This is a genomic window from Acinetobacter sp. neg1, from assembly GCF_000788125.1.
In the GTDB taxonomy this organism is placed as follows: Bacteria; Pseudomonadota; Gammaproteobacteria; order Pseudomonadales; family Moraxellaceae; genus Acinetobacter; species Acinetobacter vivianii.
Genome location: NZ_JSZD01000006.1, coordinates 588,159 through 609,235 on the forward strand (window position 1 = coordinate 588,159; position 21,077 = coordinate 609,235).

Below are 21,077 nucleotides of genomic sequence, written 5' to 3' on the forward strand. Positions count from 1 at the left end.
CTCCCCAAATGCCAAGTCGGCAAATTACACTTAGGTCGCTTGAATCAATTTAAAACGGGGCTGGATTTGTCCATCAGCCAGTTGAACCGTTTCAGTAAACATTGCCAATGGACGTACCCACATTGAATAATCGCCATATAAGCATTGATACACGACCAGCTCCTCTTCAGTTTCACTATGACGAGCAACATGAAAGACCTGATAAAGTTGCCCTTTATAATGTTGATAGATGCCGCGCTGTAATGCCATATTGCTTATCCTCTATTTATGCCATGCAATGATTGCAGTTGTATAACAAGTTTGATTGTACTGATTTTTTTATCGAAAGATACATTTCAAAATTCAACGGATAAATTAAAAATTCAAAAAACCGATCAAAACAATAAAAACATACTGTTTTACCTATTTATAGTTTTTACGTACTATAGCCTCATTGAATGAATTTACTGATTTAAAAGTCTTAGGGTTTGGAGAAATACATGTTAGATCAAAATATTAAAACTCAATTAAAAGCTTATTTAGAACGTTTGGAAAGTCCGATTGAACTGGTTGCTGCTTTAGATGACTCGGATAAAGCAGAAAAAATTAAAGAACTGGTGACTGAAATTGCGGAACTTTCTGACCAAGTTACGGCGCGTTTTGACGGTTCAAACGCTCGCCGTCCTAGCTTTGGTGTAGCGAAAGCAGGTGAACAACCGCGTGTATTCTTTGCTGGCTTACCGATGGGACATGAGTTTACTTCTTTGATCTTGGCATTGTTACAAGTGTCTGGTTATGCACCTAAAGTGTCTGATGAAGTCTTGACTCAAATCAAAGGCTTAAACTTGACTGCAAACTTTGATGTGTTTGTTTCATTGAGCTGCCATAACTGTCCAGATGTAGTGCAAGCGCTCAACCTCATTGCAATCAATAACCCAAATACCACAGCGACCATGATTGATGGTGCTTTCTTCCAGGATGAAGTGGAAGAACGCAAAATCCTAGCTGTACCAATGGTATTCCAAGACAATGAACATATCGGTCAAGGTCGTATGACGTTGGAAGAAATCGTTGCCAAGCTCGATACCAACTCTGCCGAGAAAGATGCAGCGGCCATCAATGCCAAAGATGCGTTTGATGTATTGGTGATTGGTGGTGGCCCTGCAGGTGGTACTGCAGCAATTTATGCAGCACGTAAAGGCATCAAAACTGGGATCGTGGCTGAACGCTTTGGCGGTCAGGTGATGGATACTATGGATATTGAAAACTTTACCACGGTGCAAAAAACAGTAGGCCCTAAGTTTGCTCAGGATATGGAAGCGCACGTCCGTGAATACGGCGTGGATATCATGAATCTGCAACGTGTCAGCAAGATCACAGGTGCAGATCAGACTGTAAATGGTCTGGTTGAAGTTGAATTGGAAAATGGTGCCAAGCTTGAATCGAAAACCATCATTCTTTCAACTGGCGCACGCTGGAGAGAAATGAATGTTCCGGGTGAAGCAGAATACCGTACTCGAGGTGTCGCATATTGCCCACACTGTGATGGTCCATTATTTAAAGGTAAACGTGTTGCGGTGATTGGTGGTGGTAACTCGGGTGTTGAAGCCGCGATTGACCTTGCAGGAATTGTTGAGCATGTGACTTTGGTTGAATTCGATACCAAGCTTCGTGCCGATCAAGTGTTGCAAGATAAGTTAAACAGCTTGCCAAATACCACAGTAATCATGAATGCATTGAGTACAGAAGTGGTCGGTGATGGCGCTCAAGTAACAGCATTAAAATACAAAGATCGTGCGACTGATGTTGAACATACGGTTGAGCTTGCAGGGATCTTTGTACAGATTGGGTTATTGCCAAACACAGATTTCTTAAAGAATAGTGCTGTCGAGTTGAGCAACCGTGGTGAGATCGTGATTAATGATCGTAACGAAACCAGTGTTAAGGGTGTATTTGCTGCTGGTGACTGTACTACAGTGCCATACAAGCAAATTATCATTGCCACAGGTGAAGGCGCTAAAGCATCACTTTCTGCCTTTGATTATATGATCCGTTCTGGCCTCTAAACTGATTTCAAAATAAGACACGCACTTATATTGACCGATGTAAGTGCGTGTTTTTACAAATTTTCAACTTTATTCTTTGTGCAGTTTATGTTTATATTTTTGGTATCCATTCCTATTGGATGCCACAAAGAAAAGGAAATAGACAATGAATAAATTACTTGTTGCATTAGGTCTTACTGCTACTGTTGCGCTTGTAGGCTGTAATAAAGATAAAGCACCTGAAACAGGCGCTACCACGGGTGAACATTTAGAACACGCTGCTGATCAAGCTGGCGCAGATATTAAAGACGCAACTCAAAATGCGACTAACGATGTTGCAACTGCTGTAGATACAGCAGGTGATCAAATTGATGCTGCTGCTGATCACACTGCAACAGCGACTGCTGAAGCTGCTGCAAAAACTGAAGCTGCTGCACGTGATGCAACCACTAAAGTTGCTGGTGCTGTAGAATCAGGCGCTGCTGATGTGAAAGAAAAAGCTCAACAATAATTTTGTTGAAATAAAAAAGCCTCTGTAAACAGAGGCTTTTTTATTGGATAGTATTAGCTCAACAGCCCTTCATCACGCATCGCAATCTGAACCGATTGACGCTCAGCAATTTTATTACGTAGCGCTACGATATGGATATACGGTGTTAAATCATGTTCGATATGGTTTGACCAGTTGGTTAACACAAACAAATAGGCATCTGCTGGACCAAAATTATCATCGACCAGATAATCACAATCCCAACCCGCCAGATAGTCATCGATATATTTCAACAAACGATCCACCTCAGCATATGCCTTGGTCTTCTCATCGTCAGTCAGTTTACCGGTGAAGAAAACTGCATAAGCATCATGCAGTTCCGAATTCAAATATCCCAACCATTCCAGTACTTTTGCTCTTCCCATCCCTGATGGCGGAATCAAGTCCTGTTTTGGATCGTGTTGCGCCAAAAACGGTAAAATCGCAACATTCTCGGTTAAAATCAAACCTGGATTAATTTCCAAAGCGGGTACATAACCCTTTGGATTAATCTCATAATAATCTGCACCTTTTGAGGTTTTATGTGTTTTTAGATCAACGCGTTCTAAATCAAAATCGACATTTATTTCATTTAAAATAATATGGGCTGCCAATGAGCATGCACCAGGTGAATAATACAACTTCATAATTGATCCTTGTTATCTAACAACTTATGCTCTAGAACGTTCCTACGAAACTCGAGAACAGAATAACTCAAACTTATAATAGCTTTCATGCTAAGAACATCTACACCACTACTATTAATGAATTTTTTTCTGCCTTGCAAGTTATATTCCGTGACGATTGATTAATTTATGAAAAAACTCGCCCGATCTCATCACGGATATACAGTTACGCTCTGCCAAAAAATTTGCCTAACCATTCAAAAAGTGAATTTAAGAACGCTGCAATGACACTTTTCGGATGTTCAGGTTCAAGTTGCGAATCAGCTGATTTCATATCCAGATCAACAATCACAGGATCATGGTCTGAAGAACGATATGCATCGGCTGAGAAGAACAGGTCTTTTTGCTCATCGGTTTTATATTCTTCGTTATAGTCCAGTACCGTTGGCTCATCCGCATTGATATGCCATGCAAAGGTTTTGATCACACGCTTATAAAGGTTGGCATCCGCAATGGCATGATCCAGATTACCTGCACCACCATAACCCTCAGTATTGCTCGACACACCAAAGACATAGCTATAGGCATTGGCACCCTCACCGACCTTATTATCATTCAATAACACTTTATAATTGGCTTTCTCAAACGTCAGGATTGGATCTTCTTTGGCATAGCTGTTCATATCACCCAATAATAAAATATTCGGATTTTTGACCTGAGTTGGATTCTTGGCAATCCATTGCGTTAATTGTTCAACCGCTTTCACACGCGTTGGATTCCAGCAGCCTTGTCCATCTTTTTGATCAGCATCTAAAGAATTGGCATCTACACCAGAACAGCCTTTCGATTTAAGATGATTCGGAATAACCGTAAAAATCTGTCCGCCCTGCACGGGTTTAAATGACTGTGCAATCGTGCTACGGTTTTTATCCCCCAAATCCAGTACAGCGGCTTTATTGACAGGTTGCACCCGTTTAGCGTTATAAATAATCGCAACTGCAATCACATCAGTACCAAGCTGATTCAATCCTTCAGGAATCACATATTTCCAGTCAGGGCCTAGCGCCTTGGTTAAATTGGCAATAGCACTATCATTGCCATAACCATTGTTGGCAATCTCCATCAAGCCATATACATCAGCATCAATTGATTTCAATGCATTGACGATTTTCGCATGTTGCTTGTCAAATTCAGCTTTGCTATTGGCACCACGTTCGGTTGGGAAGCCATTTTTACCATTATCATAGTTGAGTACATTAAATGCTGCTACACGGACATGTTTGCTTTGTTTAGCAGCGATGCTCGTGCGTGGATTAGAACTACTCACCACTTCTGGCAAGTTCGTCCCCGCAATCGGTTGTACGCGCCATGCATTAAAGCGATATTCCAAAATACCTTGGGTATTTTTTAACTGATATCCTGAACGTAGTGTGTTCAAGGCACTAAAGTTTTGTGGCAACCACGGTGCACGGTTTTGATTGTTATAGCCATCATCAAAAATAATCTTGGACAGCAGATTTTTCTGTGCTAAAGCTTTTGCTTCATTCGACAGTGCTGGATACAGATTGGTTGGAATAAACAAACGGTCAAGGCTTAAGGATAATTCACCATAGCGCCCAAAATTATAGTTTTCACTGACAGTCAGTGTTTGCGGGAACTTGACCAGCATACCTTGATAACGCTTCGGTGAGTTCCCCGTAGCATCAGTTAAGCTGTTAAATGGCAAGTTCAACGCAATTGGCTGGATCTGATCTGCCATATTCTGGTTACAGGTGAGAATATCCTGTTGTAACTGATCGATCTGAAGCTGGTTCTGATAACTGGTCAAACGACCACGTAGAATGACTTCATCGCCGATCTGCCCACCTTTCACTGTACTGCTCGCAGGAATATAGACAAAGATGGCATTACTGACATTTGGGGTGGCTTTGCTATCAGGCGTTTGTACATAAAAACCTGAGAAGCCATTGTTATAACGATAATCCCCTGTAATCACACCACGAATGGTATAGCTTTGGTCTTGTGTTGAGTCTGCCAATTTTGCAATCGGTGTATCACTACTGCTACAGCTTACATTTTCAGTGACAGGCGGAGTTGTGATTGACCCAGTTAAATTGGCAAAATCATTACGATCTGTCCATGCCTGCCAAGATGAGTCGAGATCAAACGGACTAGTCGGATCAATACTCACCACAGGATTTTCAGTCTGTGTGCGTTTAAAGCTGTTGCCCATACTGAAAACAGTTGTACCCCAACCATTTGTAGGGCGTTCACCAATGCGACCAAAACGATCTACAGGTGTACCGCGATACAGCAAAATAACTGCATCATCGCCATTAAAGGATAAGCCAGCAACCTGATTGACCTTATTGCCTAATTGCGCTTGTAATTCTGAACGACCGATCAGGAATTTTTGTTTGCTGGCTAAACTACCTTGTAAGGGAAATGCTGCGGTTTTAACGGTGCCGCCATTATTAAACTGCTGGATTTCATAATCCGCCAGATTCACCGTAGTCGCATCTGGATTATAGATTTCCAGTCCCTTTTTATTACTACTGCCATCGACATATTGGCTAAACATCAATTGCGCATGTGCAGCAGAAAAGATTGAAGATGCGCCTAATAAACCTAGACAAATGGCGATCGAATGATATTTAAAATTATTCATGATTTTTTACTTAGTGTTTAAATTGCCATTAGGCTATGCAAGTTCTGTGACAGCACCATGAAGATTTTTTGACAAATTTTCATCATTTTCAAAAATAATCAGCGAAATAAAATCACTTAAAAGTTTGACTTGTCCACCTGAGCACTTAAAATACGGCATTTCTATATTTATATCTCCAGAATCATGTCAAACGATCAGTTAGAAACGCAAATTACGGAACTCGACAATTTGCCTGAGCACCGTGAAATTGTGACGTTTATGCGTCGTTCAGCTCCGCTCAATACTTCACAACGTACTGCTTTAGAAGATTATCGTGATTTAATTTTGGAATACCCTGTTGGCGATTTACGTCAACATTTTGAACATCCTAAGCGTCCATTGACCGTTGAAATCGGTTTTGGTATGGGCCGTTCTTTAGTGTTAATGGCAAAGGCGAATCCTGAGCGCAACTTTGTCGGGATTGAAGTGCATGTGCCTGGTATTGCACAGTGTGTCTATGAAGCGGGTATGGCTGGCTTAAAGAACCTGTTTGTACTGGATGCAGATGCAATTCAGGTCTTACGTGAAATGCCAGATAACAGCATTAACTGCGTACAGCTTTACTTCCCAGATCCATGGCAGAAGAAGCGTCACTTTAAACGCCGTTTTGTGATTCATGAGCGTATGCAACTGGTTGAACAAAAGCTTGAGTTGGGTGGGACTTTCCATGCAGCGACAGACTGGGAACCGTATGCAGAGTGGATGCTTGATATCCTAGACAATCGTCCTGATATGGAAAACTTGGCAAGTAAAGGCAATAGCTACCCTCGTCCAGAATGGCGTCCAGTCACAAAATTTGAACGTCGTGGTCTTGAATCTGGTCATAAGATTAATGACTTTATTTTTAAGAAAATTAAATAAGCTGATTTAGTTTTCAAAGAAAGCCACTAAATGTTTAGTGGCTTTTTTATACGCCCTTAACACAGCAACTTACCCATAATTCCAACTTAAATAAGCCAATCCTGCCAGAAATGCGATAAAGATACTTGTTCCTAAGAACCAACCTAGAAATAAAATACATTTTTCAGCCGAAGTAAATACTAATGGTGCAAGGTGACGTTGTTTTCCTGTTGAGTCATAAGGGTCATTACTATCAATCTGACATTCTTTTTCAATATGGGTAGGCCATTGAGGTATTTTTGAAAAATATACTCCCAAGCGTCTTAATAAAATGAGTGAGAATAAAGGAAAAGCAACTGTTGCTATTCCATTATCTCGTTCCGCAGGGCGGGTTTGGTGGATGATTTCTTCACCATCAAACTGCATATAAACTCGTTCAAAGCTCTCTTTAAAAATTTCTTTCCTGTTATAAACATCAAAAAACTCTGGAATAGCCGCATCTATACTTTTTAGATCATCACCTTGCATATAGGCTTTAAAGAATGCCAAATGCTGATCAACCAATTCTTTTCCATATATTTTTGTAATAAAAGGGAAAATGATTTCTTCTTCTACAATATTATCAGTATTTACCAAACTTGCTCTTAACTCAATATCAAACCGCCCTTCTTGTACAGCAGAAAAACGTAAATCCTGCCAGTTTAGCTCAATGATTTTTTGTTGTTGAGGAGAAAAAGCATATACTTTCTGGGTTTTCCGATTAAAACGAATTGGATAATGGGTATAGCCAAATAAATCATACTTTGCCATTTTATAATACGAATAGACTAAATAACCTAAACCAATCGTTAAACATGAGAATACAGCTACACTCCAGTAAACTTGTTTAAAGTACAAGCTATACATAAAGAATAGAAACATAAAAATAGCAAAAAATAATGCGGCCCACATTGGAAGGGCCAAAGCTGTTGCGCGTCCACGGATAAACTCCCAACTGTCCATCACCTCTACAAAAGTGGAGTTAAAACGAATAACCTGACGATGGGGATAAAGCTGATCTGTTTTTAGGCTCTTTATATCAATTTCCCTTAAACGCAATCGTCCATTTTTATTGGGAATCCCTACCTCAAAGGGTTGGTTAAGTGTGGTTAACTTGGTTTCGTAGTCTTCTCTTAACATGTATACTTACTCGTAAATCTTTTCAAATTCAGTCTTTTCGACAGCTTGGGTCCAATTCTCACTTTTTTTACCCCATGCCGATGCTTCCAGAAAATTACGTATTTCTCGCTCTTTCAACAGGTCAATGCCATAGCTAATAACAATTGATACACCAATTAAAATTAACCCCCAATAGCCACCACGTAAACCTAAGAATATTGCACCGCTTTGAATGAAAGCACGAGTTGTAAAAAATACAACAAAAGCATTCACGCCATATAAAGTCATAATGATATATTGATCTTTTTTAAATGCTTCATATGCTTTAAAAACTTCAACGGTAGCTAATAATACTGCACCCCCATATAAACCAATTTTAGCGCCTACAGCATATCTTCCTTGCAGTTTGACTAATGATTTAATCTCACCCAATTGTAAGATTTTCATTTGTAATTGCCGATCCATCACATCAGCAATATTACCTAGAGTAGCCGCAATTACCCCAACAAAATTCATCCCTGTTTGTCGGTTAACACCTGTCGCTACCCCTTGCGTTGCACTAATTAATGCCAACGACTGCAAACCAAACGCAAATACACCAAAACCCAAACCCGTACCTTGCCGAGCAAAAACTTTTTGGCTTTGGCCTTCTAGTTGGTTTAATTGTCTACTTTGCTCCAAAGCACCAGCAACTTTATTATCTGCTACAACTTGTCCAGAACCTCGCACTGCTCCATGCATGGCTTCACTGATTTGAGCCTGAGTCATATTGGGATTAATCTTGGCTAACTGTTGAGTATCCAGATGCAAGACCATATAAACCTTGGTCCGCATTTTTCCTAAACGGTGAAAATCTATGTCTGTATTAAAATTTTCCAGTAATGCTTTTTTTAAATTAACTTTAAAGGCATTTTTAGCGTTTTTCTTGGATTGCCGAGATTCAGCCTCATCAAAGTTAATAGGCGAATCGCGCATAATTTGCTGAATAATATCGGTTAACTTTCCAGCATATGCTTTTGTTGTTAATGTTTTCCCAGAAAACACCTCAAAGCTTTTCATTGCCACTGTTTTGGCGGCATCTGGGGTTTGATTAGCACGCCCATGAAATACACGTGCCACTGTGCCACCGATTTGTTCGGAAAAGATATCAATTTTTACTTTAATGCTTTCTTTAATCGTTTTAACTTGTTCTTTATAATTGTCATGCTGCGTAATACTACTCTCATCAAAAAATTGTGTTCCGGCAAATGCTAAAGTCGTGATCTGATTTTTACCTAAAAAATCATTCACCGAGTTCACGGTATCCTGCAAGGATTTAGAATCAAAGATAAAAGTTCTCAGCAGATAATTCTTCCGATTGCTATAATTCGCCTCCTGTAACAACTCTGCAAAATATTTCGAACATAGTTCCAGGGTATCGGCATTACCAACAATTCGGGAGTTAATCGTTATAAAATTACTCGCAGAAAATGGACTTTTATGATCAAAAGCATTCTCCATGTAGTTCAATAAAGTATCTGACTTAAGCCACTCAATATAAAATTTGATGATTGGCTCAATTTCTGTTTTACCATAGCTGAGTATCTTTTCTGCTTGCTGCTCTAGCCAATCCTCCATGGCCTTTTGTTTGAGTTTATCGGAAAAACTATCCAACATTCCCAGAAAGCTTTTTTTATTCCATTCGTTTGCAAATTCCTCATTTACATCTTTGGTGAGTTTAATAATGTCTTTTTCTTCAAAATCAAAGAAGTTTTCCATGTAATGTTGTCTTTTCAACATCATATTGTCATGGATTTTTTCAATACTCTTCTGAGCTTTCTCAGCTTGATCCTGAGTGGGAAACATAGGCACATGAATATTGGCTTTATCTTGTTCAGGAATGCCTTCCAACATGTGTTCAGCACCATAGCGGAAACCGTATAGATTCCAGAGATCTGAATATTTTTCGCTGTGAATTTTTGCTTTAATCAAACCTTTGAGTTTAATAATTTGTAGCGCACTTTGATAAAGCCGTTCTTCCTCAGGCGTTCTAATCTTTTCTGCCAAGTAGTTAATAATAGACAGCGTATCTTCTAAAATTCCCACTGGATCATTAAAGACAATCACTCTCTCCTTCGATGTTACATACGGAACAGCAGGAGCTGATTCATCAAAAACTGGCTCTTTGGTTTTAGTATCTAATACCGGTTTATTATTTTTATCGGTCTTGATCGCCTGAAAATTAAAGGTACTTTCCCCAGTTTCATCACTAAATTCATCTGTTTCATGAAATGGGTATTTAATAATATCTTTAATTAAATCCGCTTCCCAAGGAACTAATTTTTTGACCACCTCAATTTGATCTTGTGTGCTATTTTCAAGACAAGACATATAGTCAATATATGGGAGTTGATAATCTGTTGGCTTACTAACGTTAATCTGACTACATATCTTCTTACGTAAATTTTCATCGGTTTCAAATTGATTACAACTCTCGATACTGAGTTGATGTCTTGAATAAAATAAATCTACAACGGGTGAAACGTCTTTGTTTGGAAACAAATCAAGTAACATCGCATTAGAACTTGATTTTTGTTTACTGGTAACAGGATTTATAAAACAAACATAATCTTTGGCCTTGGGTTGAACCCCCATGCTATCTTTATCCATGGCACTAATAAAACCATTGGCATTGACATTGTAGGCATGTACATTCTCATCATTATATTGCCCTACACGCCATTCCTTGGCATAGGCGTACAAGTACCCTTCATTTAATCGTCTATAAACATATTTTAAACCTTTGGGTAAAGCAGGCAATTTCTTCGCAAAAATGTCTTTAACTTTAAAATTATCAGAATTTTCAGTCTCTAAGGCGACAGCGATTCGAACAGGATAGAATGAGCCTAAACGCTCGCAAGTTTCACAACGATCATATCTATATTTTTCTGCAACAGTATTATCTGTCATTTTTCACCTCAAACGCTAAATATTGTTTTTCCATAAAGTCCATTAAAGCTTGGAAATCAGTATTTTTTCTACAGAACTCTTTTATATTGGAATTGATTTGATCAAAATTTTTGAGCTGTATTCTAGACTTTTGAATAGATTGTTCAGAGCTAAGATCTAAAGCATTTATTTCAAAAGAATGCCCCATTAAATCAAATGACCATGTATCAAAAATTGAACGATATCGTCGGAGCCAACGATCAATATCATTATTTAAAATCTGGTGATCTCTTGACATATACAGGTGCACGAGTACCCTAGGATCGTAGAATCGAAATAATGTATTTTTATTGATGAGCATCAACTTTGTTAACTGTTCTGCCAGATCATCTAGTTCTAGATCAGTCTTGATCAGATTTTGCACCAAAGCCATCTGATCAAATTTATTGATATATTCAGTTTGTTCTAATAAATAAATATTTTCATAGTAATCATGCAATAAGGCTGAGCTCATTGAATCAATACGTATCACAATTGGAGCAATCTGTTTTTCCTTAAAGACATTAATTGCTAAAATTTTATACTTAACTTTTTCACTCTCATAAATGTCCAGTAAGTTTCTAAACAAGTACTGGTCATATAATATGTAATTAAATTTCTGAAAATCCTCAAAATTTAACTTACCCTTAATCATTTTATTCTCACGCTTGACTTACCGCTTGAGGCAGCATCTTTCATCTTATATTCACAATCTTTTAATTCAGGTAAGTCCAAAATTGTTTCATTTATATTTTGTCCACCCATAAACAAATGCTGCCCAGCCTTTACCTCAAACTTGCCACCCGTGATCGGAAAAATACCTGAACCATTCAACTTGATCTGAGAACCATCCGCTGTGATCACGATTTCTTTCGGACTGGTAATTTCAATCCGATCTTCGGTCGAGATAATCTGAATCCCTTGCTTGGCAAGCAAATCCATTCCATCTGCTTGAGCCAGTGCCTCAAACTTACCTTTTGCTGCGACCTGTTTAATCCCATTTTGCGCGGCAAACAGGCTCGCTTTACCACTGATATGGGCTACCAAATTCTTTTGTGTACTTAGATTAATACTGTCACCAGCAAACTGGTTGATCTGCCCATCCGCAGATAAATGAATATCTTCATTGGTGCTCAGGCCAATACCTGCTGGCGAACTCAATAACAGCATCGCCTTGTTAAACTTGGCAATATCAGCTTCAATTTCATCAGCAAAAGCTTTCAACTGATCAAGCGATTCAATCTCATCGGTCTGCTGGTTCTTGGCTACTTCACTTAAGGCTTTGGCATTGCTCTGGTTGCCTTCAAGCTGTTGCTTGGCTGGTTGGGCATCAAGATGTTCGCCTTGTGCCTGATCCTGCTTATGCGTGGAAACCAGTAGACCTTCTCCAGCTCGGACTGCACCCCATTGATCGGTACGCAATTCAAAACCTTCACCTCGGTCTTCACTTTCGGCCTTGTCTTTAGGATGGCTCAGTTTACCTAAGTTAAGTTGGCTGACGGCATGGCTGCTTTGTAGTTGGGCACTAATTTGTCCTGTGGTGTCATCAAAGCGTAACTGGTTAAAGCCTTCGCCTTGGTATTCTTTGGACTTGATCCCTGCCAGTTTCTTGGTGTCTGGCAGCTTGCCTGCATTGTCGAACTTGGTTGGGCTGCGTTGTGCTTCGTGAATACGACCCACCACAAACGGACGGTCAATATTGCCATCAAAGAAGTCGATCACCACGATTTCATTAATACGCGGCAGGAAGCGTGCACCATAGCCTTCGCCTGCCCAAGGCGTCAGCACATCAACCCAAGCTGAATCGGTGTCGTTGTCATTGGCACCTGCACCACCATCATGGCTGTGGTCTTCATTGCGGGTAAACAGGAAGCGGACTTTAATTCGTCCCCATTCATCGACATGGATTTCTTCGCCACTTGGTCCAACCACTTTGGCACGTTGTGGAGATGCTGCTGGTCGGTGTTGTAATGGGTTGTATTCAGGAACCGTTTTGATGTTGCGACGTTGTAGTGTGAGTTGATTGGCTTGGCGTTCTTCTATGTTGCTTTGTTGGGTGAGCTGCCAATGACTTTGTGCTAAAAGTTGATTAATCTGCTGCTGCAGATCTTTGGGTAAGTTGTTCTGGTTATAAAACTGTTTGCCTGTGATCAGGAATTCTTTGTCTGCGCCACTGTGCTGGTCAATCTCAGGGTGTTCTGCCAGTTCAAACCAGTAACCGACATGGGTATCTCGGACGGTGGTCTTTGCCACGAACTGTTTGGATTGTTGGTCATAGTATTGACCTAAGTTTTGATTGAGCTTTTCAATTTGCGCATTGCCAGATTGGGTGGCTCCATCTTCTCCATTGAGGTCTTGCATCCATGCTGGTGAGAAGTGCCATGCCTGTTCTAAACCAAGGCTGGCATTGTCGTGTTGTTCACTATGTTTGTGGGTACTTTGTACACTGCCTGCACCTTCTTCCTGTTCCAGTGCATCGGCTTGCCAGCGTTGTACATGGACCGCACTCGGTTGTAATGAGCGTTGTCCCACTAAACTGGTCATGCTGTCGTATTGTTCGGTGGCACTACTGCGGTGGTAGCGAATATGGCGACGGTCTAAGGCTTGGTACTGGCTATTGTCATCAATTAAACGAAGTTTCTGGGCCTGAATCTGTTCGCTAGCACTGGCGACTTTTAGCTTTGATTCATCAACCAGCCAGTTAAACCCTTCACTGCGCATCAGACGGGTCAGAAAGTCATAGTCACTTTCATTGGATTGCATGATAAAGGGACGGACGTCATAGTCTTGACTGAGTCCACTTAAATCAAGCGTTAAGCTCGAGGCAAATAAGGGACTTTTTTGTTGCCATTCTTTAAAGACAATTTCCACCACATCACGCACGCTTTTATTCATAAACACGCGGCTGTTACGGCGTTGTTTCCACAGTGCGGTTGGATCTTCGAGCGTGAGTTTATAGAGTGTTAAGCTACCGTCAGACTGGCCTTGTAAGGCTTGAGTGATAATCCCCGTGACACGGCTCAGTTGCCCTTGATCAGTAACAGTGTCAATTGCGGCTTGGCTGCCAATAAATTGTTTGAGTGGAATGGTGGCATTGGTCGACAAACAGATCAGCTCTGCCTTAAAGCCAGCATTTAATTCATGCTGGCTATCAATACGTTGCAGGAAGACTTGAGAATTTAAATTTTGATTCGAAAACTGAATATGGATCGCACGTTTCTGTGCTGTGAGGCCTAAACTTTCCAAGGCTTGAAATATATTGCTCAACATATTTTTTATAAAATATTTACTCAAATTTTCCGCATTTTATACAAAATAGACAAATTTGTCTATTTTGTATCATTATCGTTACTCTTGATTTATATGGCGTTTATAAATCCCTTCACTCATCAAAGCATAGATATTTTCCAGATCGTTTCGTTGTGTCTCCGCTAATAAATGGCGCTGCATCTTTAATATATTCTGATCACCACGCATTGCAGGCCCTGTCTGCATTTGTTTAGGGTCATTCTGGGTCGCCTTATTCGCAGTTTCCATAATTAAAGGATATAACAAACTAAAATCAACCTGCTCGGCATCTACAATTTGTTTTGCCATGTCATAGCAATAATTGCTGAAATTACAAGCAAATACAGCCGATAAATGTAAAGTTTGTCTTTGCTTAGAACTATATTGATAGACACGATGGCTTAAACTGTTTGCTAATTCTGTTAGAAAAGCTAAATCCTGCTGCTCAGCAGCCTCAACAAACAAAGGGGTTTCTGCCCAGTTCACATCCCGTTCAAAACTAAAGGTTTGCAAAGGATAAAACACACCAGCTCGATGATGAGTATTTTGTAGAACAGATAGACTAGTGCTGCCCGAGGTATGCACAATCAGATTGTCTGGTAAATAAGTTATAATCGACTCAATTACGCTGGAAATAGCCTGATCACTTACCGCAATAATCACCAAATCTACCTGTGGATCAAGTTGATTAACCTGATTAATCGCTTGAGCATTTACTTGATCTGCAAGGGTATCAGCATGATGTAAGTCTCGGCTAAACACTTGCGCAATCTGATGCTGCTGTTTTAAAGCTCGAGCTAAATGTGTCGCAACCCGCCCTGCACCAATCAATGTAATTTTCATAAACTTTATCTAAGCACGTGATTTGCTTAAGCATGCCAATAAAAAAAGGACGAATCAATTCGTCCTTTTTTACTTGTTTATTTAATTGACATTATTTAGGTAAACAATCCGTTCAATCGTGCGTTGGATAAAGCATTTGGTATATTGCATGTCCTGATCTTGCTGATGCATCGCATCATTCCAGTAACCCGCCTGTTTCTGATAAGTTTCCCGGTCTTTTTCAGGAGTATCATAAACACTCTTCTGTGATAGCACTTTACAATCCACATCACGTTTCTCAAACCAGTCTGACTGATCCTGCTGTAATTGAGCTTTTTGTTCAGGACTGAACTTATCCCACGTCTGATTTAAACGTTCCACCTGTTTTGCCTTTTCAGCATCCAGCTCTTTGTTACGAATATTCATGGCCTTTTGCGCCAGATCCATTTGAGCAGATGACTTTGCATCATACTCCTGCTGGGCCTTTTCACTATTCTGTTCAATCAGGCGGTTTTCTTTTAAATACGCTATGTAATGCACGGCTTTGGTCGCCATAAACACAACACCATCAATCACGGCATTTTGATCTGGAATATTCAGCACGACACCATCTTTATCGGTTTTGGTCAGATTATAAGAAAACTCACCACGCAACTGATCATCTTCAAGCTTTAATGGATAGTCACTATCCGAGAAATAATCACCTAAAGTATAAGTCGACTGGCCTTCATCCTCACCATCTCGTTGATATTTCTGCTCTTCGAGATACGCATTTTCAGCACGTTTCTGTAAGCCTTTCGGGAATGAAATCACCAATTGGCTATCACAATCCAGTAATGTTTTTGACGCTTGCTCACTGTCGCTATTATCTAAAGTACGGACATTTTTGATTTCAAATTTCAGTCCCTTGTTAATTTTATCTAAAATTTCATAATCAGCCTGATATTCGCTTTCTCGCAAACTCCGTTCAATTTGCTTTAAATAGGCTTTCTTTAAAGCAGCCTGAATATTATTCAAGTTATCTTGATTGGTACAACTCCATTCTGAAACAGCTGTATCAATATTTTCAACTTTCTCTTTGGGTTTGAATTTATTGCATCCTGTTAATAAAATTGCTGTCGTTAATGTGGTGAATATCAAAAACTTATTCATATTAATTACCCTATTATCTTATTTTTCGGGCGTATTCTACTCAATTTAATTCGATCTATTCGAGTCTTTTCTTTGACTTTATTTAAATTAATTTTGAGATAAGACTGTAAATGTAATTATAAATCAAAATAAAAGGAGCTATTATCCTAATAGCTCCTTTAAAGTATTGCATCATTCCAAATTTAAGGTGTGATTGAGAACTCAATACGACGGTTTTTAAAACGTCCTTCTTCCGTTGTATTATCTGCAACTGGATTATCCGCACCATGCCCAACTGCTGTTAGCTGGTCAGCAGCAACACCCTGACTCACCAAATAATCCACTACCGCTTGAGCACGTTTTTGCGATAACGTTTTATTACTGTTCGCGTTACCTGTTGAGTCGGTATAACCCGCCACAGTCAATTTCGCATCTTTGGTATTTTTCATTAATGCCGCAGCTTTATCCAGAATGGCGTTATTTTCATCTGGAATCTGGTTTGAACCTGTAGAGAAATTAATAATCTGTAGGTTTAATGCCTTGATCACATCATTAATATCAACCTGATTGGCATCAATATTTGCCAAAGCATCTTGTGCGGCATTTAAACTATGACTCACAGAATCAGCGGCAGTCATTGGTGCTTCAACCATCACTTCTGTATTGGGCACCAAAGCTTTAATTTTGCCAAGTAAATCGTTAAGTTGATTCGCATCTCCACCTTTCAAAGTGATCTTGTCACCAATCCAGTCCAGAGAAACATTCGGCACACCTTTCAGTAGACCTAATACGCCAGCAAGACCTGCCTGATCCATAAAGGTTCCAGCATGTTTTGTTGCAGTATCAACTGTACATTCCTGATTTGCAGAGAATACCTCTTTGACTTTGGTCTGTATGGTCGCCAAAAATCCTTGATCCCCGACACCCACCTGACATTGGGCAAGATTGCCTGAACCATCGGTGCTTAAAGATAATGTCGCTGGTGCAGCATCTGCCGCAACTTCTGAGGCTGAATTTGTATCATGAGTTACAGGTGCAGTCGCCTGTTTGTTTTGACAAGACTTCCACAACCAAGCCACCAGTAAACCGAGAATAATCAAGGCCACAATAGGTAGCCATGCACGAGATTTAGGTCCCGTCGCTGCCGAAGTATTGGCAAAGTTAGAAGTAGCAGCAGATGCGCTCGACACCAACCCGAGTGGCGCCAATAGACCAACTGCCCATGCTGGCAATAATGAACGGATCGAATCCATATGTTGTTTTAAATAGTTCACAATACTTTGCGTATCATTGCCAGCTTCACTGGTTAAAGCGGCCAGACTTTTTGGAATCGCTTGAGTTAACGTTTGTTCTGTGTCAGCACTGGAAAGTTGCCCATTGCTTAAATTGGTCAGAAGCGCATTTTTGACTTGGTCGTTATGCCCTAATAAATCTGATAGTGAGGGCGAAATAGAATCTTTTAATTTCTGAATAAGTTCAGGTTTTGCCGCTAAAATAGAAAGTAAAATGGGATAGAACCTAGATAAAAGAGCACTTTTTTCATTCACTAGACCGTCTTGATCACTCACGATCATCGAAGTCACTTTCTGCTTTAACAGTTCCATTGGGTTTATTGACATTGTTATTCACTCCAACACATTAAATTTATAATATTCAGAACACTCAAGAAAAAAGCGAAGCTCAAGTGAACTGCTGCTTTTTCATTCTAATCTTTTGTATTTTTTTTATTCATTTTTATATAATTTAAATACAATACTTACATCACAATTTACAAAGAAAAATAAGAAATGCGCATCTTTTTTAACAATTGGTACAATATTATTAAATCTAAAAGTTCCCTTCTATTCTTCAAAATTATCTATCTTTATATTTAAAATCATGGATTTATAAAAATAAAAAATTCACTCTAGACTATACATTCAAACCAGCAAGCATCATTTACTTAAATGATATAAAAAAATCAGGGAAAAGCCAAAAAGCACTGTAAAAAGTGGAAAGATCTTGTTCTGCTTTTTTGTAGGAGGCACGATAGGAATAGCTGGAATAACGTCTAGTAACTGCTCTTTAATATAGGTTTCATTTAATTGTGCCAAAACTTCGGTAGTCCAGCTCGGCAATAAAGAATAAATCGATGCTTTATGATCTCTTAAATAATAAATGATCGCCATCGCATCATTGCCCACTTCATTGGATAAAACCGCCAGACTTTTAGGAATAGCCCGATTTAAGGTAATTTCCACCTCAGCTACGGACACCTTTCCTGCGGCCAGTCTCAACAACAATGCATTCTTAACACGCTCATTTTCTTCCAGCAAATCAAAAATAGAAGGCGTAAGTTTTTCTCTTAACTTATCGACCAGCTCGGGCTTTTCTAGAAAACGATAAAGTAAGATAGGATAAAACCTTGATAAAACATCATTTTTTTCATTCACCAAGCTGGTTTGATCATTTACAATCACAGATGAAACTTTCTGTTTAAGTAATTCCATAGGATGTATAGACATCGTATTAAGCTCCAATTATTAGAATGGCTTATTTCTCTTTTTTATAATTTTATGTAAGGCATATCTCATTTATATAATTACTTTAATCTATTTTTTATTGTTTTTATCTATTCTGTAAAATTTAAATACAATATCTACATCACATTTTACAAAGCGGAATAAGACTTAGCTCCTATTCCGCTACATAAACAAGCTTTTGCTTTACGCGAAAGTGGTCACAACTTTACCTGTCAATTGCTGACCAATAAGTGGTGTATTCTTACCTTGTGAAAGAATGCTTTCTTTAGACACAGTCCATTGTAGTTCTGGATCAACCAATACCCAGCCTGCTTCTTGTATCCAGCGTTCTGTCATATTGGCAACTTGTGCTGGTGTCGAAGTGACTTTTGCCACCCATTCCAACGGCTCAAACAGTCCTTCCTGAATCAGTTGCACACCGAGAGCGACATAGGTATCAAATGCAGTAATTCCTGGTTGAGTTTCCGCAAAAGGTGCCATTTTCGCTGAGCTGCTCAAAGGCTCGTGATGGGTACAGATTGCATCAATCACGCCTTCTTTTACGCCCTGACGTAATAATTCTTTATCCTGTTCCGAACGCAACGGTGGACGCACATGAGCAAGTGAATTAAAGCCATCGGTCAATTGCTCGGTGAGATGTAACTGATGCATCGCGACATCTGCGGTCACAGGTAAGCCTTTGGCCTTTGCTGCACGGATCAAATCGACCGATGCGCCGCAAGACAATAAACCAAAATGTGCTTTCACACCGGTTGCTTCAATCATCAAAAGATATTTAGCAATCGCAACAGTTTCCGCAATCGCTGGAATCATCGGTAGACCTTGGCGAGAAGCAATAAAACCTTCATGCGCACAACCATCTTTGGCAATTTGCGGTTCTTCTGCATAGAACACCACGGTTAAACCCAAGCCTGCGGCATATTCAAGGGTACGGATCACCACATCATCATTTTCAAATGCAGCATTGGCATTTGAAACAGCAGTACAGCCACCTTTCTTTAAACTTGCCATATTGGCAGGTTGCTTACCATTTAAACCTTGCGTTTGTGCACCAATAATATGTAGATAAATTCCACCATCCAGTTGAGCTTTTTCGATCAGACCGTGGATCAAGGCACCATTATCTTGCACGATTGGTTTTGAATCTGGTGGCGTAATAACATGCAAAATCCCATTGGCACGTGCAGCTTTTCCTTCCGACTTTAAGGTTCCATGCTGTTGCTGACCCGGCTCACGCATTCTTGCGCACAAGTCCACCATGGTTGGCATTAACCATTTGCCTTGCCCATTGATGGTTTCATCAACCTGAGCAACGGCCTCAATACGCTTACCATTTTCGATATAAACCGTTTGCACCTGATCAGTCTGTTGAATTGGATCGAGCACACGGACATTTTCAATTTTTACAATACTCATGTGATCTATCCCTTACAGTGCAATCGCTTCAATTAAACCTTGTTCTTGTAACTGCCCTTGCATCGCAAGTGCCAGTACAGCCATACGAACCGCAATACCGTTGGTGACCTGTTTTAAAATCACAGACTGATCCCCATCTGCCACGCTCGAGTCAATTTCAACACCACGGTTCATTGGGCCAGGATGCATCACGATACAATCTGGTTTAGCCAGCGCCAGACGCTCTTTGTTTAAACCATACATTTTGTAGAATTCGGCCTGTGATGATAAGGCTGGTGAATCAATACGTTCATTTTGAATACGTAAAGCAATAATCACATCGCAATCTTTCACACCTTCATCCATTTTATTAAACAGACGAACATGCTCACCATATTCATTAAAACCCACTGGCAATAAAGTATTTGGTGCAATTACACGAATGTCTTTACAGCCCAATGTTTGCAACGCTGCTACATTCGAACGTGCTACACGTGAATGTTTGATGTCACCAATAATGGCGACTGTCAGCTCTTCAAATGGTTTCTTGGTCTCACGTCGAATGGTCAACATATCTAGCATGGCCTGAGTTGGATGTGCGTGACGACCATCACCTGCATTGATAATCGCGACATTCGGACATACATCTTTGGCAATGAAATGTGCTGCGCCTGATGAAGAATGACGTACCACGAAAATATCCGCCGCCATGGCTTCTAGATTCCACAATGTATCGCGTAGTGTTTCACCTTTTGAGGTACTTGAACGTGCAATATCGATATTCAAGACATTGGCAGACAAACGTTTTGCTGCTGCTTCAAAAGTGGTACGGGTACGGGTGGAGTTTTCAAAGAAGAGATTCATTACCGTCAGTCCTTCAAGTAACGGACGGTTGATCAAATTATTATTTTCATCTAAAAAGCTTTGCGCTGTATCTAAAATCTTGGTCAAGGTTTCTTTAGAAAGACCCTCAATTGTTAAAAAGTGCTTTAGATTTCCTTGTTGATTGAGCTGAATCTGACTCAAAGTATGCAATGCCGCCAAGTGCATAAGAGATTCCTAACACGT

Annotated in this window: 16 protein-coding genes; 3 read left to right on the forward strand and 13 right to left on the reverse strand. The window is 39.9% G+C overall.

Annotated features, from left to right (window positions below):
- Nucleotides 1–30 precede the first annotated feature (30 nt).
- Nucleotides 31–249, reverse strand: a complete 219-nt coding sequence (locus PJ15_RS03825; RefSeq protein WP_004772684.1) for a DUF1653 domain-containing protein — start codon at nucleotides 247–249, stop codon at nucleotides 31–33.
- A gap of 230 nt (nucleotides 250–479) precedes the next feature.
- Here PJ15_RS03825 and ahpF point away from each other — a divergent pair, with 230 nt between their 5' ends.
- Nucleotides 480–2,045, forward strand: coding sequence for an alkyl hydroperoxide reductase subunit F (ahpF, locus tag PJ15_RS03830; protein WP_047428151.1), 1,566 nt, complete (start codon nucleotides 480–482; stop codon nucleotides 2,043–2,045).
- Nucleotides 2,046–2,190: 145 nt separating this feature from the next.
- The gene (locus tag PJ15_RS03835; protein WP_047428153.1) at nucleotides 2,191–2,535 is read left to right on the forward strand and encodes a hypothetical protein; all 345 of its coding nucleotides are present in this window, start codon (nucleotides 2,191–2,193) and stop codon (nucleotides 2,533–2,535) included.
- Nucleotides 2,536–2,588: 53 nt separating this feature from the next.
- On the opposite strand, the gene PJ15_RS03840 is transcribed toward PJ15_RS03835, so the two are convergent.
- Both PJ15_RS03840 and PJ15_RS03845 read right to left on the reverse strand, forming a co-directional pair.
- Complete coding sequence (locus PJ15_RS03840; protein ID WP_004772690.1) at nucleotides 2,589–3,200, reverse strand: glutathione binding-like protein; 612 nt, start codon at nucleotides 3,198–3,200, stop codon at nucleotides 2,589–2,591.
- A gap of 205 nt (nucleotides 3,201–3,405) precedes the next feature.
- On the reverse strand, nucleotides 3,406–5,847 hold the full coding sequence (locus tag PJ15_RS03845) for an ExeM/NucH family extracellular endonuclease (protein WP_047428155.1): 2,442 nt from the start codon (nucleotides 5,845–5,847) through the stop codon (nucleotides 3,406–3,408).
- Nucleotides 5,848–6,030: 183 nt separating this feature from the next.
- On the opposite strand from PJ15_RS03845, the gene trmB reads away from it, so the two are divergent.
- The gene (trmB, locus tag PJ15_RS03850; protein WP_047428157.1) at nucleotides 6,031–6,747 is read left to right on the forward strand and encodes a tRNA (guanosine(46)-N7)-methyltransferase TrmB; all 717 of its coding nucleotides are present in this window, start codon (nucleotides 6,031–6,033) and stop codon (nucleotides 6,745–6,747) included.
- A 69-nt stretch (nucleotides 6,748–6,816) separates the two neighbouring features.
- Here the strand turns inward: trmB and PJ15_RS03855 are convergent, their stop codons facing one another.
- From PJ15_RS03855 to PJ15_RS03900, 10 genes are all read right to left on the reverse strand, one after another.
- Entirely contained in the window at nucleotides 6,817–7,905 is a 1,089-nt protein-coding gene (locus tag PJ15_RS03855) for a DUF6708 domain-containing protein (RefSeq protein ID WP_047428158.1), read from the reverse strand.
- Nucleotides 7,906–7,911: 6 nt separating this feature from the next.
- Nucleotides 7,912–10,833: a T6SS effector BTH_I2691 family protein gene (locus tag PJ15_RS03860; protein ID WP_047428159.1), complete on the reverse strand. Its 2,922-nt coding sequence runs from the start codon at nucleotides 10,831–10,833 to the stop codon at nucleotides 7,912–7,914.
- Complete coding sequence (locus PJ15_RS03865) at nucleotides 10,823–11,506, reverse strand: DUF4123 domain-containing protein (RefSeq protein ID WP_047428160.1); 684 nt, start codon at nucleotides 11,504–11,506, stop codon at nucleotides 10,823–10,825. Before PJ15_RS03865 ends, PJ15_RS03860 begins: the two co-directional genes overlap by 11 nt.
- Nucleotides 11,503–14,121, reverse strand: coding sequence for a type VI secretion system Vgr family protein (locus tag PJ15_RS03870; RefSeq protein WP_047428163.1), 2,619 nt, complete (start codon nucleotides 14,119–14,121; stop codon nucleotides 11,503–11,505). The genes PJ15_RS03865 and PJ15_RS03870 overlap by 4 nt, the downstream gene beginning before the upstream one ends.
- 78 nt (nucleotides 14,122–14,199) lie before the next feature.
- On the reverse strand, nucleotides 14,200–14,982 hold the full coding sequence (locus PJ15_RS03875; protein WP_047428165.1) for a Rossmann-like and DUF2520 domain-containing protein: 783 nt from the start codon (nucleotides 14,980–14,982) through the stop codon (nucleotides 14,200–14,202).
- Nucleotides 14,983–15,063: 81 nt separating this feature from the next.
- Nucleotides 15,064–16,113, reverse strand: coding sequence for a lysozyme inhibitor LprI family protein (locus PJ15_RS03880; protein WP_047428167.1), 1,050 nt, complete (start codon nucleotides 16,111–16,113; stop codon nucleotides 15,064–15,066).
- 182 nt (nucleotides 16,114–16,295) lie between these two features.
- Nucleotides 16,296–17,711 carry an OmpA family protein gene (locus tag PJ15_RS03885; RefSeq protein ID WP_047428170.1) on the reverse strand — a complete coding sequence of 472 codons (1,416 nt, stop codon included), beginning with the start codon at nucleotides 17,709–17,711 and terminating at the stop codon, nucleotides 16,296–16,298.
- Between the two features lie 315 nt (nucleotides 17,712–18,026).
- The gene (locus tag PJ15_RS03890) at nucleotides 18,027–18,596 is read right to left on the reverse strand and encodes a hypothetical protein (protein ID WP_047428173.1); all 570 of its coding nucleotides are present in this window, start codon (nucleotides 18,594–18,596) and stop codon (nucleotides 18,027–18,029) included.
- 201 nt (nucleotides 18,597–18,797) lie between these two features.
- Nucleotides 18,798–20,030: a dihydroorotase gene (locus PJ15_RS03895; RefSeq protein ID WP_047428176.1), complete on the reverse strand. Its 1,233-nt coding sequence runs from the start codon at nucleotides 20,028–20,030 to the stop codon at nucleotides 18,798–18,800.
- Nucleotides 20,031–20,042: 12 nt separating this feature from the next.
- Nucleotides 20,043–21,059: an aspartate carbamoyltransferase catalytic subunit gene (locus tag PJ15_RS03900; protein WP_004772716.1), complete on the reverse strand. Its 1,017-nt coding sequence runs from the start codon at nucleotides 21,057–21,059 to the stop codon at nucleotides 20,043–20,045.
- Between the last annotated feature and the right edge of the window lie 18 nt (nucleotides 21,060–21,077).